The organism is Shewanella sp. N2AIL, from assembly GCF_022690845.1.
Taxonomy (GTDB): domain Bacteria; phylum Pseudomonadota; class Gammaproteobacteria; order Enterobacterales; family Shewanellaceae; genus Shewanella; species Shewanella baltica.
Genome location: NZ_JALBYT010000045.1, coordinates 1 through 21,556 on the forward strand (window position 1 = coordinate 1; position 21,556 = coordinate 21,556).

A 21,556-nucleotide genomic window follows, 5' to 3' on the forward strand; every position below is an offset into this window, starting at 1 on the left:
AATGCACGGCAATTTAAGTTGGATGGTAAACGGGAAAGGGCTTATCCAAGAGTCCTTAAAATGAGTAAAAACAAGTATCCGGTTAGACCAAAGAAAAATGCCGTTCACTCTTAAGTGAACGGCATTATGGCTGTCCCTGCTTTTTTCTGCTTTTTTCATAGCTCATTTCAGGAGGCACTTATCTCGAAAAGATATGGCTGTCCCTGCTTTTCTGCTTTTGTGAGAAATGCTCTGCCGTAGCAGCAGAGCATTTATAACTCATTTCAGGAGGCACTTATCTCGAAAAGATATGACTGTCCCCGCTTTTCTTATCAGGAGGCACTTATCTCGAAAAGATATGGCGGTCCTGAGAAAAATCCTTTAATCACGATCATTAATGATTTGTGGATCAGGGCTAAGTAACAGTAAAGTATTGTTAGTATTAGTGAGTACAAACTGAAACTTAGTTGTACCAGAAGTGTGGTCAAGGTCGATCATCTGCAATATCGCGCCATCACTGCTTAGGGTCAAAGCATCTATAATGCCATCAAAGGGGGTTAAAAAGCCTGCGCCTACGAATTTAAGTCCCTTACCAGTTTGGTCATCGAGTAGGTAAGTGATAGTGCTAGCAGCAGTAATAGTCACATCACCTGGGCATTCACTTCCTTCTGCATTTGTATAAGTGAACACAGGTTCACCATTTTCAAGAGCCACCGTGACTTTAACATAATGAGCTTGTCCATAATTGTCTGACATCTGTTATTTCCTTTGTGTGTTGTTAAAATTTAATACTTTGTATTCCTGCATGTTTTAGTCTATTTACGAGTTCTTGATCTCGATCCAGTTCCCCTAAACAGTCAAGCGCTCTACTATAAGGTTGTAAATATTGGGGATCTCTATCTTTATTCTGAATTTGCATGAGTCGATTCTTTGCTCGCATGCAGTTCTGTTGCATGGCTTTTATATCATGTTGTTGATTGAATAATTGAGCATTTAGTAGTTCCACTTCTGCCATGCTGGCATGATATTTAAATTCATATGGAGCGTCATTGATCAATGTTGTAAGTAAAGCTTTTGCTTCTTCTATTAGATCCCAGCTTTTCTGGTACTGCCCAGTAAGCTGGTAATATTGAGCGGCATTTTTTAGCAGCATAGCTTTCAGTGGGCCGTATCTACGACTGGAAGAAAAAGCAGCCTTTTCTTTTGAAAGTTCAGCTTGCAAAGTTACAGGTGTATAAGTACAACGAGGATCTTTAAGAGTAGCGTTAAGCAACATTAGTTGGAACTTGAGGTAATACAGTTTTGTTTTCCATGCGGAATTTTCGGGATCTAAAGCTACAGCCTGCTGCATTAGGCTTTCTCCCTGCAATGCATTATCAAAAGCTTGCTGAGTAAGGTTTTGATATCCCAATAAATCAGAACTATTTCTCAAACTGCTTGCCAGTCTGTCTAATAGATATCCATCCACACTATTTATTTTCCTTATTGCTTCTAACCCAACCTGCAGCTGCTTATGTATTGTGATTGCAGAATTTAAGTCACCCTGAGAGAGGGCTGCACTCGCTAACCAAGATCTCGTATCCGCCACATCCGCAATGAGCTGACTATCCTCAGGTGCTTTGGCCAAGGCGAGCAATTTTAGCCTTAGCGACTCTTCAAAATCCTGCCGTGCTTGAGTAAATTCTTGCTGCTTCATTGAAACCGAGCCCAAAGTATTATGGGCGTAAGATAGCTCCATGAGCGCATCTTTATCTTCGGGCGCAAGGGCGTACATGGTTTGGCTGTATTTTAAGTATTGCTCGTAAAAAGGGCGTGACGCCGCCCAATCACTCACATCATACTTAAGCTGCCCTAACCAAAAGGCATTGGCACCTAGAGTTTTTAGTAGGGCTAAGTTTTTCGGCTGCACACTCAAGAGTGGCAGCATTTTTTCTTGCGCTGCGAGTAATGCGCTGCGAGCTTCATCGATTTTATTGCGCGAATATGCCACTTCGCCCATGGCCTCTAAGGTTTGGCCGTGTTGGAAGCGGGCGTCAAAACTTAAGTGTGCATCATCTTCTGTATTGGAAAAATCACTGAAATATTCCAGTGCTTTATTGCTGATCCCGTCGAGTAAGTCCATTCGGCCGATGCCACGCATCTTGTCGGCGAAGTCGCCCACCATAAAGCCGAGCAAATCTTCGGCGGCGAGGCGTTTTTGCAGGGCGAGTTTTTCAGCTTCTATGCTGCGCACACTCATGATAATGGAAGTGAGGGTGAGGACGCATAATAGGGTGACGGTTAAGCGCCTCGTCCAGCGCAGCATATTGGCGCGTTTGGTGGAGGCTGTGATAAAGGCGGTTTCGGGATCGTCTAAATCGAATAACGGATTTTGGCTGAGGCTTTGGGCTTCTTTTAAAGGTTTACCTTCAGCGAGTAGATAGGCGCTGTGTTTGGCTTCGCTGAGCCAGCGTGTTGAAAGATGCTGTAGGCGACTCTTAATACTCAAGCTGTCGCTATGTTCGCTAATCCACGCCGTCGCCCGTGGCCAACGGCGCAGCAGGGCTTCGTGGGCGATGCTAAAGCAGGGTTCACCATTTTGCAGATGCGACACGAATAAGCGGCTATCGACCATGGCTTGCACTAGGGCGGTTTCGGCGGTGCTTTGCAGCTGCGACCAGCGGGCGGTGCGGCTGGTGATGGACTTTTCATCTTCGCGCAAGGTGACTAGCAGGGATAAAATCCGTGGCAGACTGGCTTTTTCGGCATCGCTTAAATGGGAAATCGCTTGCTCGGCATTTTTACCAATCGCCCCTTCAATACCGCCAAGGGCATGATAAACCGAGACTAATAACTTATCGTCGGCGCTGCGCTGCAAATACAAGGCCTGCAGCGTGTATTGCAACATGGGCAGTGCATCTGGGTTACTGGCGGCGTCGCTGCAGAGCATTTCATCGAGCGGCATCGCGGTTTCGCTGTCAACTTCCCAGCTTAAGTTGGCGGCCACCGCGGGCAGGCGGATCATTTGCAACAGTTCAGTGCGTGTCGGCGGCGCTAAGTCAAAGTGTGCGCCGCGAGATTTGCCGGCCATTAAGCTTGGGTAGCCCACAAGTAAAGGATAAAAATCGTTGCGACAGGCACTGATAATAATCACGGCCTTAGAGGTGGCGAGTTGTTCCAGCAGTTCAACAAATACTGTGCGCTCGGTGTCGCTAAATAGCGGTGATGAGAGCAACACTTCTAATCGGTCGATAAACAAGGCAAAAAACGGCTGAGTAAAGGGCTGAACCTTGAGAGCTTGGGTGCACTGGTTGATTACGCCTTGGATATCTTCGATGAGTTGAACTGCCAGAGTATCGGCACTCATGCCTTCGAACACTGGCGTGTCGTTGATTTCCCAGTCGAGCATAGCGCTGGCAAGATCGGTTAACAGTTGCCCTTTACTCACATCGGCAAAATCTAAGCTGCTGAATGACGCGACACCAATGCCGTTATAGCCGCCGCCCTTCATTAAATTGGGCACAACACCGGCATTTATCAGGGAGGATTTACCGCTGCCACTTGGGCCTAAAACCAGACAGAAGGCACGACCATAGATGATTTGCTGGCTGATACGGTTAAGCAAAGTGCTGATTTGTTCACTGCGACCAAAAAACACCTCGGCATAGTTAGCGTTATAGGCTTGCAGACCCGGAAAGGGCGAGCCGCCTTGCCAACTTTGCGGGCTGGCGGTGGCTTTGTGGCCGATAGGAAAACGCACTTCGGCTAAGGTGCGATAGCCGCGTTTGCGTATGGTTTCTATATAGGTGGGATCGGTGGCGCTATCGCCTAATGCTCTACGTAACTGATTGATAATTTTATGTAGTGGGTTGTCGCCAGTATCAACACCCGGCCAGCAGTGGCTGACTATTTTATCACTGCTGATGACTTCGCCCGCCCGTTGGCAGAGAAATAACAGCACATCCATCGCCTTGGGCTCAAGTTGTTTGACTTGTTTGCCAAGGAGCAGACTATTGGCGCTGGGATTGATTTGCCATTCACCAAAGAAAAATGTGCTGTCACTCATAACGATATCCATTTATTGAGTATTGGCTAGCGTACTGTGGGAAAACGTATCGTTAGTTACCACTCTTATAGTTATATTTTTGTTGTTTTTTATTGTAAGTGCTCGGCTGTTGTCAGCCTAAGGTTTGATGTCAAAGCCTTGACATTATGCCTATTACATTTGTTATTTAAAAGGAATAACCCTTGATAATCAATGTAAATTTTATTCATGGCAGCTATGGGGAATCATCTGCGGCTTGTCATTTTTCTGTCAACAGTTTGTGCTTTACGTAGCATGTTAAATAACGCGGCGGCTTTTGGCTGTTTATTAGCAAAACATCAACAATGGAAAAGTGCCCACTATGGGCACTTTGCAATGAGAGAGAAAACTCGGGCGGGCTAACTTTGTCGAGCTAACTTTACCGTGTTAGCTTGGGCCGGTTAACTTGAGCCTCGCCTCTGGTTTAACATTGGCATTTAAAGCCCGCGTCTTCTATCTGCCCCTTAATATCAGCAGCTTAATGTTAGCGGGTTAAGATCAATGCCGTGGCTTGATAGCTTAATCTGGCCATTTGCCCTTGATCTTGCAGTTCTAACTCATTGAGTTCGAATGGCGGCTGTAAACCCGAGGCTTGGATGAGCTTAGGGTCTAACATCAGCTTTAACTTTGGCGACTCTGGGGTCAGCCAATTAGCCGCTTGGGTACGTAGAATCGCCACCTTTTGACCTTCGGCATTGGTGCCGGTTAACGTGCCACTTAAGCCAAAACGTCCGGCCTCGGCGACCGATAACTCAAAGTTGATTTGGTTAGGCAAACCTTTATCCCAAACCGTGAGCACTTCGGGCTTGATGCTCGCCGAATTGACATAGGACTTAAAGACAGATTTGACCGTGCGCTGCACTGGGCGGCCATCGACTTGGGTTTGCACTGTAATTTCAACTTCACTGAAACCCGCATTACTGCTCGAAAGTGCCACGCCCGCGGGGATCACCGCTTGCCATGTCTCACCTTGTTTTACCATCGTCAGTGGTTGCATATCGCCATCGGCTTGCTTGAGTGTTGCCTGCGGCACGAAGGTGTTATCACTTTGGCTGAGTGCGAGTTCAAGCCCAAGGGTTTGCGCATCAGCCGCGATAGCGGAGGAGGCTTTGACACTCAGTTGATAGGGCGAGCCTTTTTCCTTCACATTGACTAAGTAGTTGGCGCTTGGCGTTAACGGCTGACTGACCTGCAGGCGATATTGGCCCGGTGTGGCTTTCGCCGACATTTGCAGTGCGCTGGAATCATCGGTTAATCCTGCGCTAGCAAGGGCATCGGCGTTGGCCATCGATTTGACCAATGACTCATTGGTGTTTATCCCGCTGCTGTTGGCCGCTTTGCCTTGGGGTGACTGATTAGGGCTAACGCGCTGAATTTGTACGCGCTCAGGGGCAATAGCCTCTGCATGCATTAAGGCGCCAGAACTGGTATCGCCCCGAGGCGCAATGCGCACTAGGCTCGACGCTTGGCTCATGGTGAGGCCCACGCCCGCATTAAGCTGCGCGCCGGTTACATTGACCCAATACTCGTCACTTTGGCTGGCTTGTTCAAGCTGCGGCGCGCTTGCCTGATACTCGCCATACAAAGGGGTGATAAAGCTAATGTAATCCGTACTGGTGTTAATGGGCGCCAGTGTTGGACTGGCAATATTGCTATCGACAAGATCGGTATTGCTCGGCGCGGCTAGGGTTAACCCTTTGGCGTACATAGGGCTGGCATTGGTTTTTGGATCTATAGGTGTGGCTTCATCTTGGCAGGCTGCGAGCAGTCCGCTTAGCGCCAAGACACTGGCAAGTTTGCTGAGTGTGTGCATCTTAGTGCTCCTTAAATGTGGTTGCGGATCAGCGTGTCTAAATTGAAACACGCACGGCGGCTCTGCTGATGGCTTAGGGGTTCTTGGCCACGGGTCTTTTGTTTATCGGTAAACCAGACTGTGCCAGCTGCCTTTTGCGAGCTGCAATTTAAGAAGCCGTCGGAGCAGCTATCGAGCCAGTTTTGAGTAGTTTCGAGCGCGACTTGGTATTGGTAACCCGCGCAGTAACTGTCGCTGTCCCAAATGGCGGAATCAACATCTGAGCCCACCACGACCTCGAAGGGTTTACCCAGCGATGGGCGACCTGCAGTGCCGTAGAGCATAGTGTTGTTGTAGTTTGCCATCCAACCCACTTGCTGTTGTTTCACCGCATTGCTGCCATAGCCTAAGAGCCAGCCTAAGCTGGTTTCGAACACATTACCTTGGTTCACCGCATCGGCCAGCGGCGTACCAGCACTGGATGGGGCGAGGGCGATAACCTTTGAGGTGGCGTTGATCACCGCAGGATAACGACTGTCCCACGTGGGGTTAGATAAAATCCACCGCACTACGTTGCCACCATTGGAGTGGGTCAGCAGAATTAAGTCATCGATATTTTTGGCTTGGATAAAGCTATTGAGCTGGGTCGCCAGACAACCTGCGGCGCTTTCTTCCCACATATATTGGTCAAAGTCGCAGTTGATCACTGTGTAATTATTTGGCACTGGGATGCCTTGGCGCACTGAGTTAACAAATTCGGGCGTCCAGTAATCGGCTAAGGCATTGGTCTGGTGACCCGTACCGTGGATAAAGGCAACTCCGGTTGCAGCTAATGTCGCTGGGCTGACAGCTAACAGACCCAAGAGCATGAGGGCTTTTTTGATCTTCATGGGTATATCTCGTGTTGTTGGTCTTGTTGATAGTGGCCGCGCAGTCCGTTGCGACTGTTTAGGGCAAATCGGTTAATGCTAAGGATTTGCCGTAATTTAGCGTTAAATCGGCTGACATGGCTCGGGTTATATGCGCCATAGGCGCGGGTTACTCACTTTGGGTAGAACATGATTTAAGGCCTGAATACGACGAATAGGGTGAATGCGCTAGTTTAGGTTGGCAGCCAATGTGATTGCCGTAACTTAGCCATTATCAACAGGACTTAACTCAAGCTTCTTAACCTAGACGCAACATTTTGAGCTGGCAAGTAAAAAAATCACCATATAATTGAATAGCATGGCAGTATTTTAAAGCATACGTTTTAATGTCAATATCGAGGGCGATAAGGTGATGATAAGCAATGACTAATAAATGGTACTGTGTTTTATGGTGTTTGAAATCATGGCTCGATTACGCAAAAGAATTTTCTGTGACATTGGCTTTGCGTTTGAGTTAATAGGTTTATCGTTCTGTATATAAAGGTTTTTTGGATAAATCCGCTAAACTTAGCCACTCGCTTTGTGAGATCGACATCAGCTTAGTGCATTTAAAGCGTAAACCGATTAGGCTGAGCTGAGTTAAAGTAGTATCAACGTGATAAATACCCATACTGCCAAGAATGCACGCATTTATGATAAGTCAGCTATCAAGTCATTGATTTAACCATTTTTTGAAGCGTTGATTTGAAACATTGATTGAATCACTAATTAGAAACAGCGATTCAAACAATGATTGAGCGATGGGCTGAAATACGAGATGCAATGCGACTTGGGCAGGATTAAAGAGATAAGGGAGAATAAGTTTGGCGATAGAACATAATGAGATGGTGAGCTGCTTAAGTGGATTGCAATGCCGCACTAACTTCACCATAAAAAACATTACCGAATACATGCTCCCAGACACCAAAGAGGCGTTCTATTTACACCTCGACGGTAAATCACCGAACTTGATTATTCGGCCCGCATTTGAGGTTTTTTCTGGCGAACTCGTCACCATTGCAGGCGTGCATGCCAAATACGATTATTTCCACAATGCGGAGATGACTCGTTTTCCAAAGCGTTTGCATAAGAGTCTCACCGAAACCCACTATGGACTTGCCTTTAGCTTTGACACAGTCGAAGCCGTGCAGCAATTTGTCAGCCGTTTAGGTGCCATAGTCAAAGGTGTATAAATTTTAGTCTTGACGCTTTAGGGTTAAATTCCTCAATACCAATGAAAATGAGGAATTTAACTGCTGCCTTTTTACGCGGCGTTTCAGTATATTCATCAATAGATGAATTTTGCTGGAGCCTGCCATGTCGCTTATTCCCGGTCGTCCTAGGGGCGTCGTTCCATTTAGCGCCCAACCTGAATCGCCGCCCATTCTCGGTCGTCCGAAGGGAAATTCAGACGCGCGTCAACGCTTAATAACCGCTGCCTTAAGTCTCTTTAGTCATCGCAGTTATCCTACTGTATCTACCCGTGAAATCGCCCGCGAAGCCGAGGTCGATGCCGCGCTTATCCGTTACTATTTTGGTTCGAAAGCGGGTTTGTTCGAACAAATGGTGCGAGAAACCCTTGAGCCCGTATTAACCCGCTTACGCGAAATATCCGCGGCTGAAGCGCCGAATAATGTCGGCGAAATCATGCAGACATACTATCGCGTTATGGCGCCCAACCCTGGCTTGCCACGGCTGATTATACGGGTATTGCAGGAGGGCGATGGCTCGGAACCCTATCGAATTATCTTGTCTGTATTTGAGCAAGTGTTAACTCTGTCGCGGCAATGGCTCGAATCCACCTTAGTTAATTCGGGATTATTAAAAGAGGGTGTCGACCCCGATTTAGCACGGCTAAGTTTTGTGAGTCTTATGGTATTTCCGCTTATTGCCCCGCCCGTATTAATGCGTCAGTTCGGCTTTTTTGATGCCGATGCTGCGCTTTTGCAGCGCTTAGCTCTGCACAATATGCAGGTTTTTACGCAGGGACTGTTATGTGAACCAAGGAGCCAGTCATGAGCTCAACGAAAGGTTTGACTATGTTGAATGACCAAGATTTTAGTCGCAATCGTTTCAGTAAAAGCAACTCAAGTAACAACAGTTTAAGTAACAACAGTTTAAGTAGCAGCAAGTTAAGAAACAATAAGTTAACTAATCAAACCGCGTTAATTAAAAGAGTCGCGACAGGTGTCGTTTTAGGCTGTTTGCTGCTGCAGTTAGCGGCTTGCAGCCAAGAGTCGCCGAGCGTCCTTGGCACAGTCGAGCGTGACAGGCTGACACTGACCGCGCCCGTGGGTGAGTTGATTACTCAGGTAAATGTGGTTGAAGGTCAGCAGGTTAAGGCGGGCGAGGTGCTACTCACGCTCGATTCGACCTCGGCCAATGCGCGCCTTGCCCTGCGTCAAGCCGAGCTTGAACAGGCCAAGGCTAAACTTTCTGAGGCGGTGACTGGTGCGCGTTTAGAGGATATAGAACGCGCCAAGGCCGTGCTCGATGGGGCGAATGCCAGCGTGAAGGAAGCGCAGCGAGCCTTTGAGCGTACTAACCGTTTGTATGCCACCAAAGTGCTGAGCCAAGCGGATTTAGATACCGCCCGTGCAGCGCGGGATACCAGTTTAGCCAAGCAAGCCGAGGCCGAGCAAAGCCTGCGCCTATTAGAAAATGGCACCCGTAGTGAGCAGCTAGAACAAGCCAAAGCCGCGGTGGCCGCCGCCAGCGCCAGTGTCGCCATCGAACAAAAAGCCTTAGCCGACTTGAGCTTAGTGGCGGCGCGTGACGCCGTTGTTGATACGCTACCTTGGCGTGTGGGCGATCGCATTGCGGCGGGTACTCAGTTGATTGGTTTGTTGGCGAGTGAGGATCCCTATGTGCGGGTTTATCTGCCCGCGACTTGGTTAGACAGAGTGAAGGCGGGTGATAAGGTCAATATCCGAGTGGATGGCCGCGAAATGCCGATTGCTGGCACAGTGCGCAATATCCGCAGTCAACCCGCTTATACGCCGTTTTATGCGCTTAATGAACGTGATCGAGCGCGGCTGATGTATCTGACTGATATCACCATTTCCGCCGCGGGTCAGGATTTGCCGACGGGCATGGCATTAGCTGTGGAACTCGATGTGCAGCCAAAAGTGCAACAAAAAGTGAAACAGCCATGAGCCACGCCGATTTTGCTATCGAGACCCAAGGCATGACCCGCGCCTTTGGCGGCGTCAATGCGGTGGAAAACCTCGACCTCGCCATTCCCAAGGGAACCATTTATGGATTTCTTGGCCCCAATGGCTGCGGAAAATCCACATCAATCCGCATGTTGACTGGGCTGCTGAGCCCAACGTCGGGGGAAATCCGCGTCTTGGGTGAAACCTTACCCGGCGCCGAGGAAAAACTGCGTCGCCGCATCGGCTATATGACGCAAAAATTCTCCCTGTACGACAATCTTTCTGTGCGGGAAAACTTAGAGTTTGTCGCGCAAATTTATGGTTTGAACCGCCGAGCCTCAAAGCTACGGATAGCCGAGTTAGTCACGCTGTACGATTTAGTCGGCCGAGAAAAACAAATGGCAGGCTCCATGAGTGGCGGCCAGAAACAGCGTTTGGCCTTAGCGGCGGCGACCTTGCATCACCCCGAATTGCTGTTTCTCGATGAGCCGACTTCAGCGGTCGATCCCGAGAATCGGCGCGAGTTTTGGGAGCGCTTATTCGATCTCTGCGCCCAAGGCACCACGATTCTTGTGTCGACTCACTATATGGATGAAGCCGAGCGTTGCCACGGTCTGGCGATTTTAGAGCGGGGGATAAAACGCGCCGACGGTTCACCCCAGCAGCTGATGGCGGCGATGGGCGCTCGGGTGGTTGAAATTTCAGGGGATGATTTACGCAATTTAAAACAATCATTGATCAGCGAGTCAGCGGTATTGTCGGCGGCGCAAATCGGCAGTCGTTTGCGGGTGTTAGTGCGCAGCGATATTGAAGATCCGCTCGCTTGGCTTAAACCTCGGGTTGCCAGCCGGACGATGGAAGAAGTGCGCGCTAGCCTAGAGGATGTGTTTGTCACTTGCACCGGCGAGCGTTTGGCTGGGGTGTCCAAGGGAGAAACTGACCATGTGGCGTAGAATTTTTGCAATTGTCGTCAAAGAGCTGCGGCAATTATCACGGGATCGTATGACCTTTGGCATGATAGTCATGATCCCGCTGGTGCAACTGATGTTGTTTGGTTATGCCATCAATACCGATGCGCGCCATCTGCCCGCGGGGCTGGTGAATTTGAGCGATTCTGCCTACAGCCGCTCATTGGTGCAGGCGGTGGAAGCGACGCAGGTGGTGGATTTCAAACAGCGTTATTTAAGTGCAGCCGAGGCAGAGGCGGCGATCACTCGCGGTGAAGTTAAAGCTGTGCTGTATTTGCCCGCCGATCTTGATGAGCGCTTAGTGCGTCACCCAAGCTTTGCGGGTCAGCAATATTTAGCTCAGCCAGTAGGGCAATGGCTGGTGGACGGTTCTGATACGGTTGTCGCCTCAACCATTCGTAGCCTTAGGCAAATGCCGCTGGATGAAGTCGCAGGGAGAGCGCAAAAAGCCGTGATGCCGAGTTTTGAAGTGGTGCAATATTTCAACCCTGAGCAACGCTCTGTGGTCAATATAGTGCCCGGCCTGCTGGGGGTGATTTTGACTATGACCATGGTGATGTTTACCTCCGCCGCCATAGTGCGTGAGCGCGAGCAGGGCAATATGGAGTTTTTGATCACTACGCCAGTACGGCCGCTGGAGTTGATGCTGGGTAAAATCGTGCCCTATGTGATCGTCGGCTTTGTGCAAGTGACCATTATCCTGAGCGCAGGGCATCTGTTGTTTGATGTGCCGATTCGCGGCGGGATCGATTCCATCGCCCTTGCCGCTATGTTGTTCATTTGCGCCAGTTTAACCTTAGGATTAGTGATTTCGACCATAGCTAAAACCCAGCTGCAATCGATGCAAATGACGGTATTTATCCTGCTGCCATCGATTCTCTTGTCGGGGTTTATGTTCCCCTACGAAGCCATGCCTATCGCGGCGCAGTGGATTGCCGAAGCCTTACCCGCAACCCACTTTATGCGCATGTCACGGGCCATAGTGCTACGCGATGCCCAAGTGATGGATCTGCAATTTGATGCCCTGTGGATGATAGGTTTTACCTGTATCGGGCTATTTATCGCCAGCATGAGATTCTCGAAGCGCTTGGATTAGCCCTGTGCTCGGCATTTTTGCTAAGAGCAAAGTGCCGAGTTTTGATATAGCGCAAACTATAGATAAACAGTCGCGCTAAGCCATTGAAATCGATATTGCTTAATTAGGATATCCCTTACACTACCGCTAGGGCCATTGCCGCCATCATGCTTAGGGAAGGGAATTCATTATGCCTGCAATCATTTGTCATAGCGCGCTCGAAGCCGTTGCATTAATTCAAAGTGGCGAGACGCTGTGGACGCATTCCATGGGCGCCACGCCGCGTATCTTACTCGAAGCGTTGGCGCAGCACGCACTCACTAAAGACAATCTCACCTTATTACAATTACATACAGAGGGCGCTGAATCCTTAAGCCATCCGAGTTTACAGGGACATTTACGCCATCGATGTTTTTTCGGTGGTCTGCCGACGCGGGCATTATTGCAAAGTGGTGATGCGGATTACGTGCCGATTTTCCTGTCTGAAGTGCCTAAGTTATTTCGCTCCGGCGAGCAAAAAATTGATACTGCGATTATCCAAGTGTCGCCGCCCGATAAGCACGGCATGTGTTCCTTAGGGATCTCGGTCGAAGCCACGCTTGCTGCCTGCCAAGTGGCGGGCAAGATCATCGCCCATATTAATCCACAAATGCCACGCACCCACGGCGATGGGTTTATCCATATCGACCGTTTTGCTGCTGTGTATGAAGAAAGTGCGGCCTTGCCGATCCATTCTTTTGGTACGGGCGATGCCGTGAGTCTGGCGATTGGCAAAAATGTCGCCCAATTGGTACGCGATGGTGATTGCCTGCAGATGGGCATAGGCGCAATCCCCGATGCTGTTTTATCTTGCTTAACCGACCATAAGGATTTGGGCGTTCACACTGAGCTATTTTCTGACGGCATATTACAACTGGTTGAAAAGGGCGTGATTAACAACAGCAAGAAGCGATTTTATCTGGGGAAATTAGTCACAGGTTTTGCCCTGGGGAGTCAAAAGTTATACGACTATGTTGATGATAATCCTGCGGTTATCTTTATGGACATAGAGCAAGTCAACGACACGTCCATTATCCGTACAAACCCTAATGTAATGGCAATTAACTCGGCGCTGCAGGTCGACCTTTCTGGCCAAGTGTGCGCCGATTCGATTGGGACTAAAATCTATTCCGGCGTCGGCGGCCAGATGGATTTCATCCGCGGCGCTGGGTTATCCGAAGGTGGGCGCTCTGTAATTGCTCTGCCCAGCACGGCTGCAGGCGGCACGATTTCTCGCATTGCAAGCGTGTTATCACCCGGCGCGGGTGTCGTTACCACTCGGGCCCATGTGCATTACATTGTGACCGAATATGGCGCTGCCAATCTACGCGGCCGTTCATTGCGCGAACGGGCACAAGCGTTGATCGCTATCGCTCACCCAGATTTTAGGGAACAATTGAGCCGTGATGCCTTTGAGGTGTGGGGATTAAGACTTCTTTGAGTGATTGCTTGAATCTGAATCGTTGCCTGTTGTAAATCGAGTGCAGTTGCTTCCGTGACACGCCGTGAAGCCATCCATGGCGGCTCTACGATGACATCCATGTCATCGAAGGTCACGTCAGCTACTACATTCGATTCTTATTATAAAATTTGATATTTATCATCATCTTTGAGTCGGTTTAAAGAATAGTTAAAATTTTAATTTGATAGAGGTGCTAACCATTTGAAAATTTTTGGGGCTTACTTTTATTAATATTGCTAAGTTTAGCGGCATTTAAAATCAATCATATATTGTAAGGTTGATGTTCAGGCTGCAGGTTTGGAGGCTGAGCGTGTGCATTTTGTTGGTTTAGTTAAGGTAAACGTGCAGTACATCAATTAAAGGTTAGCTTCAAAAAGGAATCTGAATGACCAAGGATCAAGATTGTAATAGTAGGAATATACCTCTCCCTATTCAACGAGAGGTTAGGCAACGTTGTGGCTTCGGTTGTGTTATCTGCGGAATGCCACTCTATGAATATGAGCATATGGAGGAATGGGCTAGCGTTAAGCGCCATGTCGCTGAAGAAATAACGCTATTGTGCGATCAACACCATAGAGAAAAAACGGGTGGGTTCCTGCCCAAAGAAATGGTACGCAATGCTGATTCAGATCCATTTAATCTTCGTGAAGGCGTTTCTAAACCATACTGCCTTCATTTTTCGGGAAAAACTGCTGAAATTGAGATTGGCGGAAATAGCTTCACATGTGAGGATCAAGGATATGGAACCGCAATGGTACCTATTAGCGTAGATGGTACTCCCTTGATTGGGCTGGTTATGGCGGATGGACATTTACTCTTAAATCTTGTTATTTTTGATGAATTTAATGCACCAGTTCTTCATATTAAAAATAATCAGCTTTATTACTCTACTGCACCATGGGATATCCAGCTAGTTGGTACAAGGCTTTCAATTCGGGAGGCACATCGTAAGATACTTATAGAGATAGACTTCAAACCACCAAATAAAGTTGTTATAAAACGAGGCCGATTTTTAAGAAATGGGGTAGAGATTTTAGTAAGGCCGAGTAATATTTTGATTACAAATAATGCAACCTTGCTCAGTGGTTGTCATGCGCATAATTGTTACGGCGGCTTAATTGTCGGTCATCACGAACAAAGTTTAGGTGGCTTTATGGCATTAGGTTGTCTACCTCGGTATCTCGGTGATCGTTCCGAAGCTCTTAAGTTTGAACGTGAATCAATGGCTGAAATTGAAGTGAACAAGTCTAACAATAATAAGGGTGGTGTGAATGCGACCCGCTGTTGATGTGTCAGCCGTTATTGATAAGTTTATATAAGAAGATCAAAGAGTTAAGGTGGTGACAGTGTATTTGGGTTAAATATTTGTTCTGGCTGGGTCGAAGATATGTGCAAAGGTTAACTGAATTAAGCACTGGCATGTAAGTGACCGTTGGCGGCATGGATGCCGTCGTCGAGCCCTCATGGACGAGTTCACGGCGTGTCACTGGAATGATAGTGCTTAATGTCTAACTTGGAATAACGTCAACAGCCCAATAAATCCTGTCTTGCTTTGTATAACTGCTCTCTGTTGTTTAAAGAAACGAAGCTATTTCCCCATGCATTCTGCTAACAGTTTGACGAAAAAGTCGCTGCCTTTGCGTTCGCAAAAGGCGATATTGCGCTCTGGGATGGTTTCGGGATCGTTGTAGTTAGCAAGGGCTAACTCCATGCTGGCTTCGCGGATGATGTGCAGGGTTGGGTAGGGCGCGCGGTTGGTGAAGTTGGCTGCCCCGTCCTGTGGTTCGCCATCGAAACAATAGTCTGGGTGAAAGGTGGCGAGTTGGTAAGTGCCTTCGTACTCGTGTTCGATAAGCGTATCGGTTGCCATGTCGATGAGGTCGAGATAAGCATAAAACCCCTCAAAACCACGGGGCAGAATAAACAGTGTGGTTTCGGATTCGGGGTGGGCGTCGAGGTATTGGCATTCTTCGATCAATGCCTTGAGTACTAGTTTGACTTTAGTTTGTTCCACCACCAGATACCGAATACTGCCGCGTTCGACTTCTTGTCTGGCGAAGGGGCAAATATTGTATTTCATGATCACTTTTTTGACCCAGTTGTCGGTTTGTTCAATGATCATGTCGATTTCGTTCATGGTGGTCGTGGCTCGTGCTGACAAAAATTAGGGAGCGATCATAGGGATGATAGACGCCACAAGCAAGACTGCCATAGTGATATTGAAGATCTTCTGCTGGCGCTCATTTTTTAAAATTCGCTTAAAGGCCACGCCAAAACCGAGCCACACAATGGCGCAGGGGAAGGCGACACATAAAAATACTGTCGCGATAGTGATGACCTGCGGGGTTAAATCTTGCTGTACTGATGTGAACGTTGCAATCGCGCCCACCGCCATAATCCAGCCCTTAGGATTCACCCATTGAAACGCCGCAGCTTGGATAAAACTGAAGGGTTTGGCAATGGCTTTGCCTTCCATCTTGCTACTGCTGTTGGCGATAAGCCAAGAAAGATACAAAAGGTAACCTATACCGACGACTTTAATCACTTGATGGATGATAGGATAGCTTTGGAAGAGCGCGCTTAAGCCCAAGCCGATCGCGAGGATCATGGTTGGGAAGCCAAGGCTTATTCCCAGCAGATGCGGAATACTGCGTTTCACGCCAAAGTTAACCCCTGAGGTCATCAGCATAATGTTGTTCGGCCCTGGGGTGATCCCCGATGAGAAGGCGAATAGCGCGATAGCGAGTATTAACTCCATAGATAGATCTCACACCTTTCATTTTCGTTGTATGGCATTGTGATTAATGGCGATATTTCGGCCGCGGCCGTCGCATCTGCTTGCGCAATACTGTGTGGCTAGCAAGTTTTTGCTGCGTTTGATTGCAGCGCAGGCGAGGCATTCTAGCGGTTAAATATTGCCGCGCCTATACGGCATAGCGAGTTTATAAACGAAAAAGAATAACAAAATAGGTTGAAGCACTAAGAGGCTCAATTTTGAATGGAGAGTATTAGCGCAGGCTGCTGATTTCCCAGTGATGGCGAGAACATCAATCTATATTGGAATATGCTGATTTAACACTATGATGCATATCAACTTTCAGTTTTAGCAATAGCGACTATCCTTAGACAGAATTTTATAAAATGAGGGAACAGTGCATGATCAATCCGCTGCATAACGCGTTACATCGAGAGCGAAGTGGAGAGCTTAATCGGGGCCTAAGCCGAAGGCAGGATCTAAGCCTAAGTCGAGGACTAAATCTAGATATTAGCCGAGTGCTCAATAGATATTTAGCAGTGTTAGTGCTGCTGTTCACGGGCGTTTTAGGTCTTACTGGGTGCGTGACTGTGACGGATAACGCGGCGCAGCCGCTGCGAACCACAGTCGTGATGTCTGGCGATCTCAGTGAATTACCACCAACTGCCATGACGTACACTTGGCATCCCAAGTTTCAAAAAATTATCACAGACAAGCGCTTAGAGCCGCAGCAAGTGTTACAGCACATGCAAGATGTACTCGAACAGAGTTTGCAGAATAAGGGATATCGCTGGGTTGAAGATCCACAACTGGCGGATTTTCAGGTTGGCTTTGGTGTCGCCATGGGCACTGAAATGAGCGATGAGCAAATTCTGGCGGTAACAGGCTTGGTTGCTGGGCTTTCGACCGACGGTGTGAACACTAAAAAGTATGACAAAGGCACTGTGGTGATAGCACTGTTTAAGCCGACTAAAATAAAGGGCGGCGGTGACGAGCCCATTTGGCGTGTGCTTGCCCAAGGTTTTGGCAACATTAAAAAGATGGATGAGCTAACCGAAAACTTCGACAGTTTAATTGCCAGCATGGTGGCCAATATACCATCGGTTAATGTGGCACCTTAGTCAGCGTTTTAGTCTTGCTTCGTTTCAGTTCTGGCCTGAGTGAATCAGCATCTTGATAAGAGCATTCGCCAGATAAACGGGATTAGTGCGTAATTGAGCGGCTCGGTCCCACATTTGTGGCGCTAGCTCCCATTTTTGAATGGTGAGGCATGGTATTTTAGTGACAGCCATCTCAATAAAGGGCGCGACAGTGAAAACTGCCGCGCTTTTTCATTTTAACGGGTAAGGCCCGTTTCGATTTCAGGCAATCAGTCGTGTTCGACGCTGATCTCGTAGGATGAAAACTTACGAATGTTAATCACGCCCGTATCAAACATTAAATACTGACCTTTAATCCCCTGCAAAATCCCGCTCACCACCCCATTTTTATCGAAGTTGTGAGAAGTGATCTTCTTCGGAAAGGTGTCGATGGGATAATGAATCGGCTGAATCGTTTCATCTAAACGCTCGATACTGTAATCGCCTTTTTGCATACCGATTTCGTGCAACTTCGCCTCAATTTGCGGGATCAGTTCTGCGGCTTTCGCATTCAAATCGATATCGTCGGCGTGGCCCTTTAACATGGCTTGCCAATGGGTTTTATCGTTGACCAGTTTCGCCAATTCAACTTCGACCAGACCTGAGAGTTGCCTTGTTGGCACTTTAAAAATCGGCAAACCTTGGGTGGCACCTTGGTCAATCCAACGGGTGGGCAGTTGTGTGTGGCGGGTGATGCCGACTTTTACGCCCGAAGTATTGGCCAAATACACATAATGCGGCACAAAACAGTGGCTCTGGGCCCACTCGGGTTCGCGGCAAGTGCCTTGGTCGTAATGGCAAGTTTCCGGCTTCATGATGCACATATCGCAACTCGCCAGCTTTTGCATACAGACAAAACAGTGGCCCTGCGAGTAACTCTTCTTACTCTTTTTACCGCAGTTGCAGCAGAAGATATTGCCCGTGTGGGTCAAGGTTAATTGCTTGCCTATCAATGGATTGAGCGGGAGTAACTCATCACCGACAACGAGTTGATATTGCACTTGTTGCGCGTCATCTAACTGTACGCGCATCTTTTTTAGCGTTCCTAACATGGTAATCCTAATGTGTTGCGTTCTGGTGCAGCTTAGTCGCTCATCATGCGGTCTAGTGCACACTTTCGTTATATCGTCATTGCGTGGCCGTCAGTATACAAGATTATCCAAGCCAGTTTAGATAGGAATTCTAGATAAGTGAGTCGATAAGTAAGGCGATAAGTGAATCGATAAGTCAGTCAATAAGCGAGTCGATTGATGGCGTTAATGACCAGAGTCGATTGAATTAGTCGATTGAATGAGCTGATTAAGTGCGTCTTTGTAAACTGTACTCAACTCCATCGTCTTAATCAGACTTTTTGAGGGTAATGATTTGAGTCTTATGATGAAAACCAGTAAGTTACCCAGCATTACAAATGGAGGTGTACTTATGCGGTTGGTTTTAGTGCTGATGTTCTTCTTTTCAACGGCTGTCTTCGCACAGACGGATAAGACGGTAATTCATTCAGAAATTTTGAATGATAACATCAACTTACAAATCCATTTGCCAGATACCTATGCGCATTCCAACGACTTTAACTATCCGGTATTAATCGTATTAGATGGCTCTACCCAATTTGAGCATGTGGCGGCGAATGTCGGTTTTTTAAGTACTTATGCCATTATTCCGGAAATGATCACCGTTGGTGTGAGTTCGGATCAACGGATGAAGTATTTCACGCCGACTCAAATCGATAAATTCAAAGACAGCTCCGGTAGTGCTGAACAGTTCAGGCAATTTTTAGAGCAAGAGCTACTCAGCGAATTAGGCAAAAAATACCGCACCTCGGATTATCAAATACTCACGGGCCATTCCTTAGCTGGGCTGTTTAGCAGTTATGTGGCAATGACGCCTAATAGCCAATTTGATGCGGTGATTTCAATCAGTCCCAGTTTATGGTGGGACAGTGATTGGCTAGTGCTTAAGTCGGCCGAGTTATTACACGCTAAGCGTGCAAAACCACTGCGCTGGTTTTTGAGTATGGCAAGTGAACCCAATGAAATGGCGAGCGCGTTTGCGGCGCAAATTAAGCAGTTGCAAGACGGCTTAGGTGCAAACTCAACGGGTAACGCATCAAAGCAGCTGTATTGGTTTTACAAACATTTCCCCGATGAAACCCACGACAGTACACCGCTTGTTGGCAATATTGAGGCGTTAAAGACCCTTTTTGCCGGTTGGAATGCTGTGCCTGAAATTGCCGTTATGCCACTCAAGGACCTAAAACACTTCTATCGACAAAAGAGCGCTGAGTTTGGCTATGACTTTCCACTCTTTGCTCAGCAATATAATGTTTATGGGCTCAAAGCGACTTATGAACAAAAAACGGCTTGGGGCGTTGAAATTCTCGCAGAGGGGACGCGCGCGTTCCCCAATTCAGAGGTGTTATGGGACAGTTTAGCGACCGCCTATGATCTGGATGGACAGCTGGAACAAGCGATAAAAGCCTCCGACAAAGCCGTGCTACTGGCAAAACAAACGGATTCCGTGTTTTTAAATGAGATCCTCAGTCAAGCTAAGCGCTTGCAGTCGCAAGCGAAAAAGTAACCGCCCCAAGAGAGGGGTTAACTACAAAGTTGCAACATGTTTGGACAAGTCTCACGCGGCTAGGTAATCTTGTGATCTTTTTGATAACTGAGAATTTATCTTGCCTGCCAACCTGTTATTACTGCTTGCCGCCGCGATTTGGGGTTTTGGATTTGTTGCCCAAACCTTAGGTATGGAACATCTTTCTCCCTTTGCGTTTAATGGTATTCGTTTTTTAATGGGGACGTTTAGTTTAGTGCCTTTGGTGTGGTACTTGCGTCGGCAAAATAAGCTGCATGTGAGTGCGCCAAAGGATTTAGTGCGCGGCAGTTTGCTGGTCGGGGTTTTACTGTTTGCGGGCGCGTCATTTCAACAGGTCGGTTTGCAATACACCACAGCAGCGAACGCGGGTTTTATCACTGGCTTATATATAGTGTTAGTGCCTGTGCTTGGGTTAGCACTAAAACATACAACAGGCTTGAATACTTGGCTTGGCTGCGCGATTGCCGCGGTCGGTTTGTATTTTTTAAGCGTTAAAGATGGCATGAGCATAGGTTATGGCGATGCCTTGCAGTTGGTGGGCGCCTTGTTTTGGGCATTGCACATTCTGGCGGTGGATCATTTTGCCAAGCGGATCTCGCCCGTGGTGTTAGCAATGATGCAGTTTTTCGTCTGCGGCGTGCTGAGTTTGATGGTGTCGGCGGTAATTGAAGTCACCACGCTCGATGGCGTGATGGCGGCTTGGGGTTCACTCTTCTATGCGGGGCTGATTTCGGTAGGGATTGCTTATACCTTGCAAGTGTTGGCGCAGAAAAATGCGCATCCTGCCCATGCGGCGATTATCCTCAGTTTAGAAACGGTATTTGCGGCCATTGGCGGCATTATTTTCCTCGATGAGAGTTTGAGTGTGCGGGCATTATTCGGCTGTGGCTTGATGTTGCTAGGGATGTTGATCTCCCAAGTGCCACTGCGTTACTTAGTCAAATCTCGGCATCAAAAAGTGACTTAAACAAAAACGCCGCTGGCATCTGCTTAGCGGCGTTTCTATTTTATGCATTTTTTAAAAAGCGCTTTAAGTGCTGCCTGTAAATGCAAGTTCTAAATGTGTGGGCGTGCAAAGCGTTCGCTCGTCGTAAAGGTTAACGGCTTAATCTATCAAGTACGAGATCATCACCCAGGGCATAGAGGGATGCTACTAGTTGATCTTCTTGGGCGAGATCTGTGAGTCCAAGGCCGATAGTCGCCCGAAACAGAGCGATACCTGTGTGGCCAGCGGTTTCATATTGGCTACTAAACTGCTCGATATTGATGCCAAGGGCGTTGATCTTATTTGAGATATCGAGCACGAGTCCGGGTCTGTCATAGGCTACTAGGTTGTAGCTTAAGCGTTTGATGGGTTTAAGCGCGACCGAGGTTTTGGCATAGGTGAGGGTGAGGCTATCGATGCACTCCAGCGCCTCAATAAGCTCATCCATACGCAGTGAAGGCACTTCAAGTAACAGAATTGCGGCAAAGATACCGTCGATATGGCGCAATTCCGAGTCGAGCCAGTTGCCGCCGTGACGGCTAACCGCATGGGCGATTTGTTCTACTAATCCTTTTCTATCAGGTGCTTGTAGTGTGATCAAATATCGTAGCATAGTGACTGACTCCTATTTTTTGTAA

18 protein-coding genes are annotated in these 21,556 nt (G+C 47.9%); 10 read left to right on the forward strand and 8 right to left on the reverse strand.

The annotated features are described in order from the left end of the window. Window positions 1-360: 360 nt before the first annotated feature. The 4 genes from MO387_RS19390 to MO387_RS19405 all read right to left on the reverse strand — a co-directional run bounded on the left by MO387_RS19390 (window position 361) and on the right by MO387_RS19405 (window position 6,724). Window positions 361-735 (reverse strand): DP-EP family protein, encoded by a 375-nt coding sequence (locus MO387_RS19390; protein WP_063883207.1) that lies wholly within the window; start codon window positions 733-735, stop codon window positions 361-363. Window positions 736-757: 22 nt separating this feature from the next. Beyond that, window positions 758-4,024: a winged helix-turn-helix domain-containing protein gene (locus MO387_RS19395; RefSeq protein ID WP_107946992.1), complete on the reverse strand. Its 3,267-nt coding sequence runs from the start codon at window positions 4,022-4,024 to the stop codon at window positions 758-760. Window positions 4,025-4,526: 502 nt separating this feature from the next. Continuing rightward, window positions 4,527-5,855 (reverse strand): DUF4785 domain-containing protein, encoded by a 1,329-nt coding sequence (locus tag MO387_RS19400; protein WP_071939046.1) that lies wholly within the window; start codon window positions 5,853-5,855, stop codon window positions 4,527-4,529. Between the two features lie 11 nt (window positions 5,856-5,866). Next, entirely contained in the window at window positions 5,867-6,724 is an 858-nt protein-coding gene (locus tag MO387_RS19405) for a hypothetical protein (protein ID WP_006085294.1), read from the reverse strand. 863 nt (window positions 6,725-7,587) lie between these two features. Here MO387_RS19405 and MO387_RS19410 point away from each other — a divergent pair. The 7 genes from MO387_RS19410 to MO387_RS19440 all read left to right on the forward strand — a co-directional run bounded on the left by MO387_RS19410 (window position 7,588) and on the right by MO387_RS19440 (window position 14,729). Next, window positions 7,588-7,935 (forward strand): hypothetical protein, encoded by a 348-nt coding sequence (locus tag MO387_RS19410; RefSeq protein ID WP_107950176.1) that lies wholly within the window; start codon window positions 7,588-7,590, stop codon window positions 7,933-7,935. A 124-nt stretch (window positions 7,936-8,059) separates the two neighbouring features. Beyond that, on the forward strand, window positions 8,060-8,761 hold the full coding sequence (locus MO387_RS19415; RefSeq protein WP_006085296.1) for a TetR/AcrR family transcriptional regulator: 702 nt from the start codon (window positions 8,060-8,062) through the stop codon (window positions 8,759-8,761). After that, complete coding sequence (locus tag MO387_RS19420) at window positions 8,758-9,897, forward strand: HlyD family efflux transporter periplasmic adaptor subunit (protein WP_107946993.1); 1,140 nt, start codon at window positions 8,758-8,760, stop codon at window positions 9,895-9,897. The genes MO387_RS19415 and MO387_RS19420 overlap by 4 nt, the downstream gene beginning before the upstream one ends. Beyond that, window positions 9,894-10,850: an ABC transporter ATP-binding protein gene (locus MO387_RS19425; RefSeq protein ID WP_006081050.1), complete on the forward strand. Its 957-nt coding sequence runs from the start codon at window positions 9,894-9,896 to the stop codon at window positions 10,848-10,850. The genes MO387_RS19420 and MO387_RS19425 overlap by 4 nt, the downstream gene beginning before the upstream one ends. Next, window positions 10,840-11,961, forward strand: a complete 1,122-nt coding sequence (locus tag MO387_RS19430) for an ABC transporter permease (RefSeq protein ID WP_006085299.1) — start codon at window positions 10,840-10,842, stop codon at window positions 11,959-11,961. Before MO387_RS19425 ends, MO387_RS19430 begins: the two co-directional genes overlap by 11 nt. A gap of 169 nt (window positions 11,962-12,130) precedes the next feature. After that, a complete protein-coding gene (locus MO387_RS19435; protein ID WP_107946994.1) occupies window positions 12,131-13,420 on the forward strand; it encodes an acetyl-CoA hydrolase/transferase C-terminal domain-containing protein in 1,290 nt (429 codons plus the stop codon). A gap of 406 nt (window positions 13,421-13,826) precedes the next feature. Continuing rightward, the gene (locus MO387_RS19440) at window positions 13,827-14,729 is read left to right on the forward strand and encodes a cell division protein (protein WP_107946996.1); all 903 of its coding nucleotides are present in this window, start codon (window positions 13,827-13,829) and stop codon (window positions 14,727-14,729) included. A gap of 300 nt (window positions 14,730-15,029) precedes the next feature. Here MO387_RS19440 and MO387_RS19445 read toward each other — a convergent pair whose 3' ends face one another. Both MO387_RS19445 and MO387_RS19450 read right to left on the reverse strand, forming a co-directional pair. Next, window positions 15,030-15,578, reverse strand: a complete 549-nt coding sequence (locus MO387_RS19445; RefSeq protein WP_107946998.1) for a DUF1415 domain-containing protein — start codon at window positions 15,576-15,578, stop codon at window positions 15,030-15,032. Window positions 15,579-15,605: 27 nt separating this feature from the next. After that, entirely contained in the window at window positions 15,606-16,199 is a 594-nt protein-coding gene (locus tag MO387_RS19450) for a LysE family translocator (RefSeq protein WP_063883196.1), read from the reverse strand. Window positions 16,200-16,597: 398 nt separating this feature from the next. Between MO387_RS19450 and MO387_RS19455 the strand changes: the two genes are divergently transcribed. Beyond that, window positions 16,598-17,317, forward strand: coding sequence for a DUF4136 domain-containing protein (locus MO387_RS19455; protein ID WP_107946999.1), 720 nt, complete (start codon window positions 16,598-16,600; stop codon window positions 17,315-17,317). Between the two features lie 248 nt (window positions 17,318-17,565). Here the strand turns inward: MO387_RS19455 and MO387_RS19460 are convergent, their stop codons facing one another. Continuing rightward, window positions 17,566-18,387, reverse strand: coding sequence for a DUF2797 domain-containing protein (locus MO387_RS19460; RefSeq protein ID WP_107947000.1), 822 nt, complete (start codon window positions 18,385-18,387; stop codon window positions 17,566-17,568). A 370-nt stretch (window positions 18,388-18,757) separates the two neighbouring features. Between MO387_RS19460 and MO387_RS19465 the strand changes: the two genes are divergently transcribed. Together MO387_RS19465 and MO387_RS19470 are read left to right on the forward strand one after the other, a co-directional pair. After that, the gene (locus tag MO387_RS19465) at window positions 18,758-19,912 is read left to right on the forward strand and encodes an alpha/beta hydrolase-fold protein (protein WP_107947001.1); all 1,155 of its coding nucleotides are present in this window, start codon (window positions 18,758-18,760) and stop codon (window positions 19,910-19,912) included. A gap of 100 nt (window positions 19,913-20,012) precedes the next feature. Continuing rightward, the gene (locus MO387_RS19470; protein WP_012088774.1) at window positions 20,013-20,900 is read left to right on the forward strand and encodes a DMT family transporter; all 888 of its coding nucleotides are present in this window, start codon (window positions 20,013-20,015) and stop codon (window positions 20,898-20,900) included. Between the two features lie 130 nt (window positions 20,901-21,030). Here MO387_RS19470 and MO387_RS19475 read toward each other — a convergent pair whose 3' ends face one another. Beyond that, on the reverse strand, window positions 21,031-21,531 hold the full coding sequence (locus MO387_RS19475) for an ACT domain-containing protein (RefSeq protein ID WP_006081064.1): 501 nt from the start codon (window positions 21,529-21,531) through the stop codon (window positions 21,031-21,033). Window positions 21,532-21,556 lie beyond the last annotated feature (25 nt).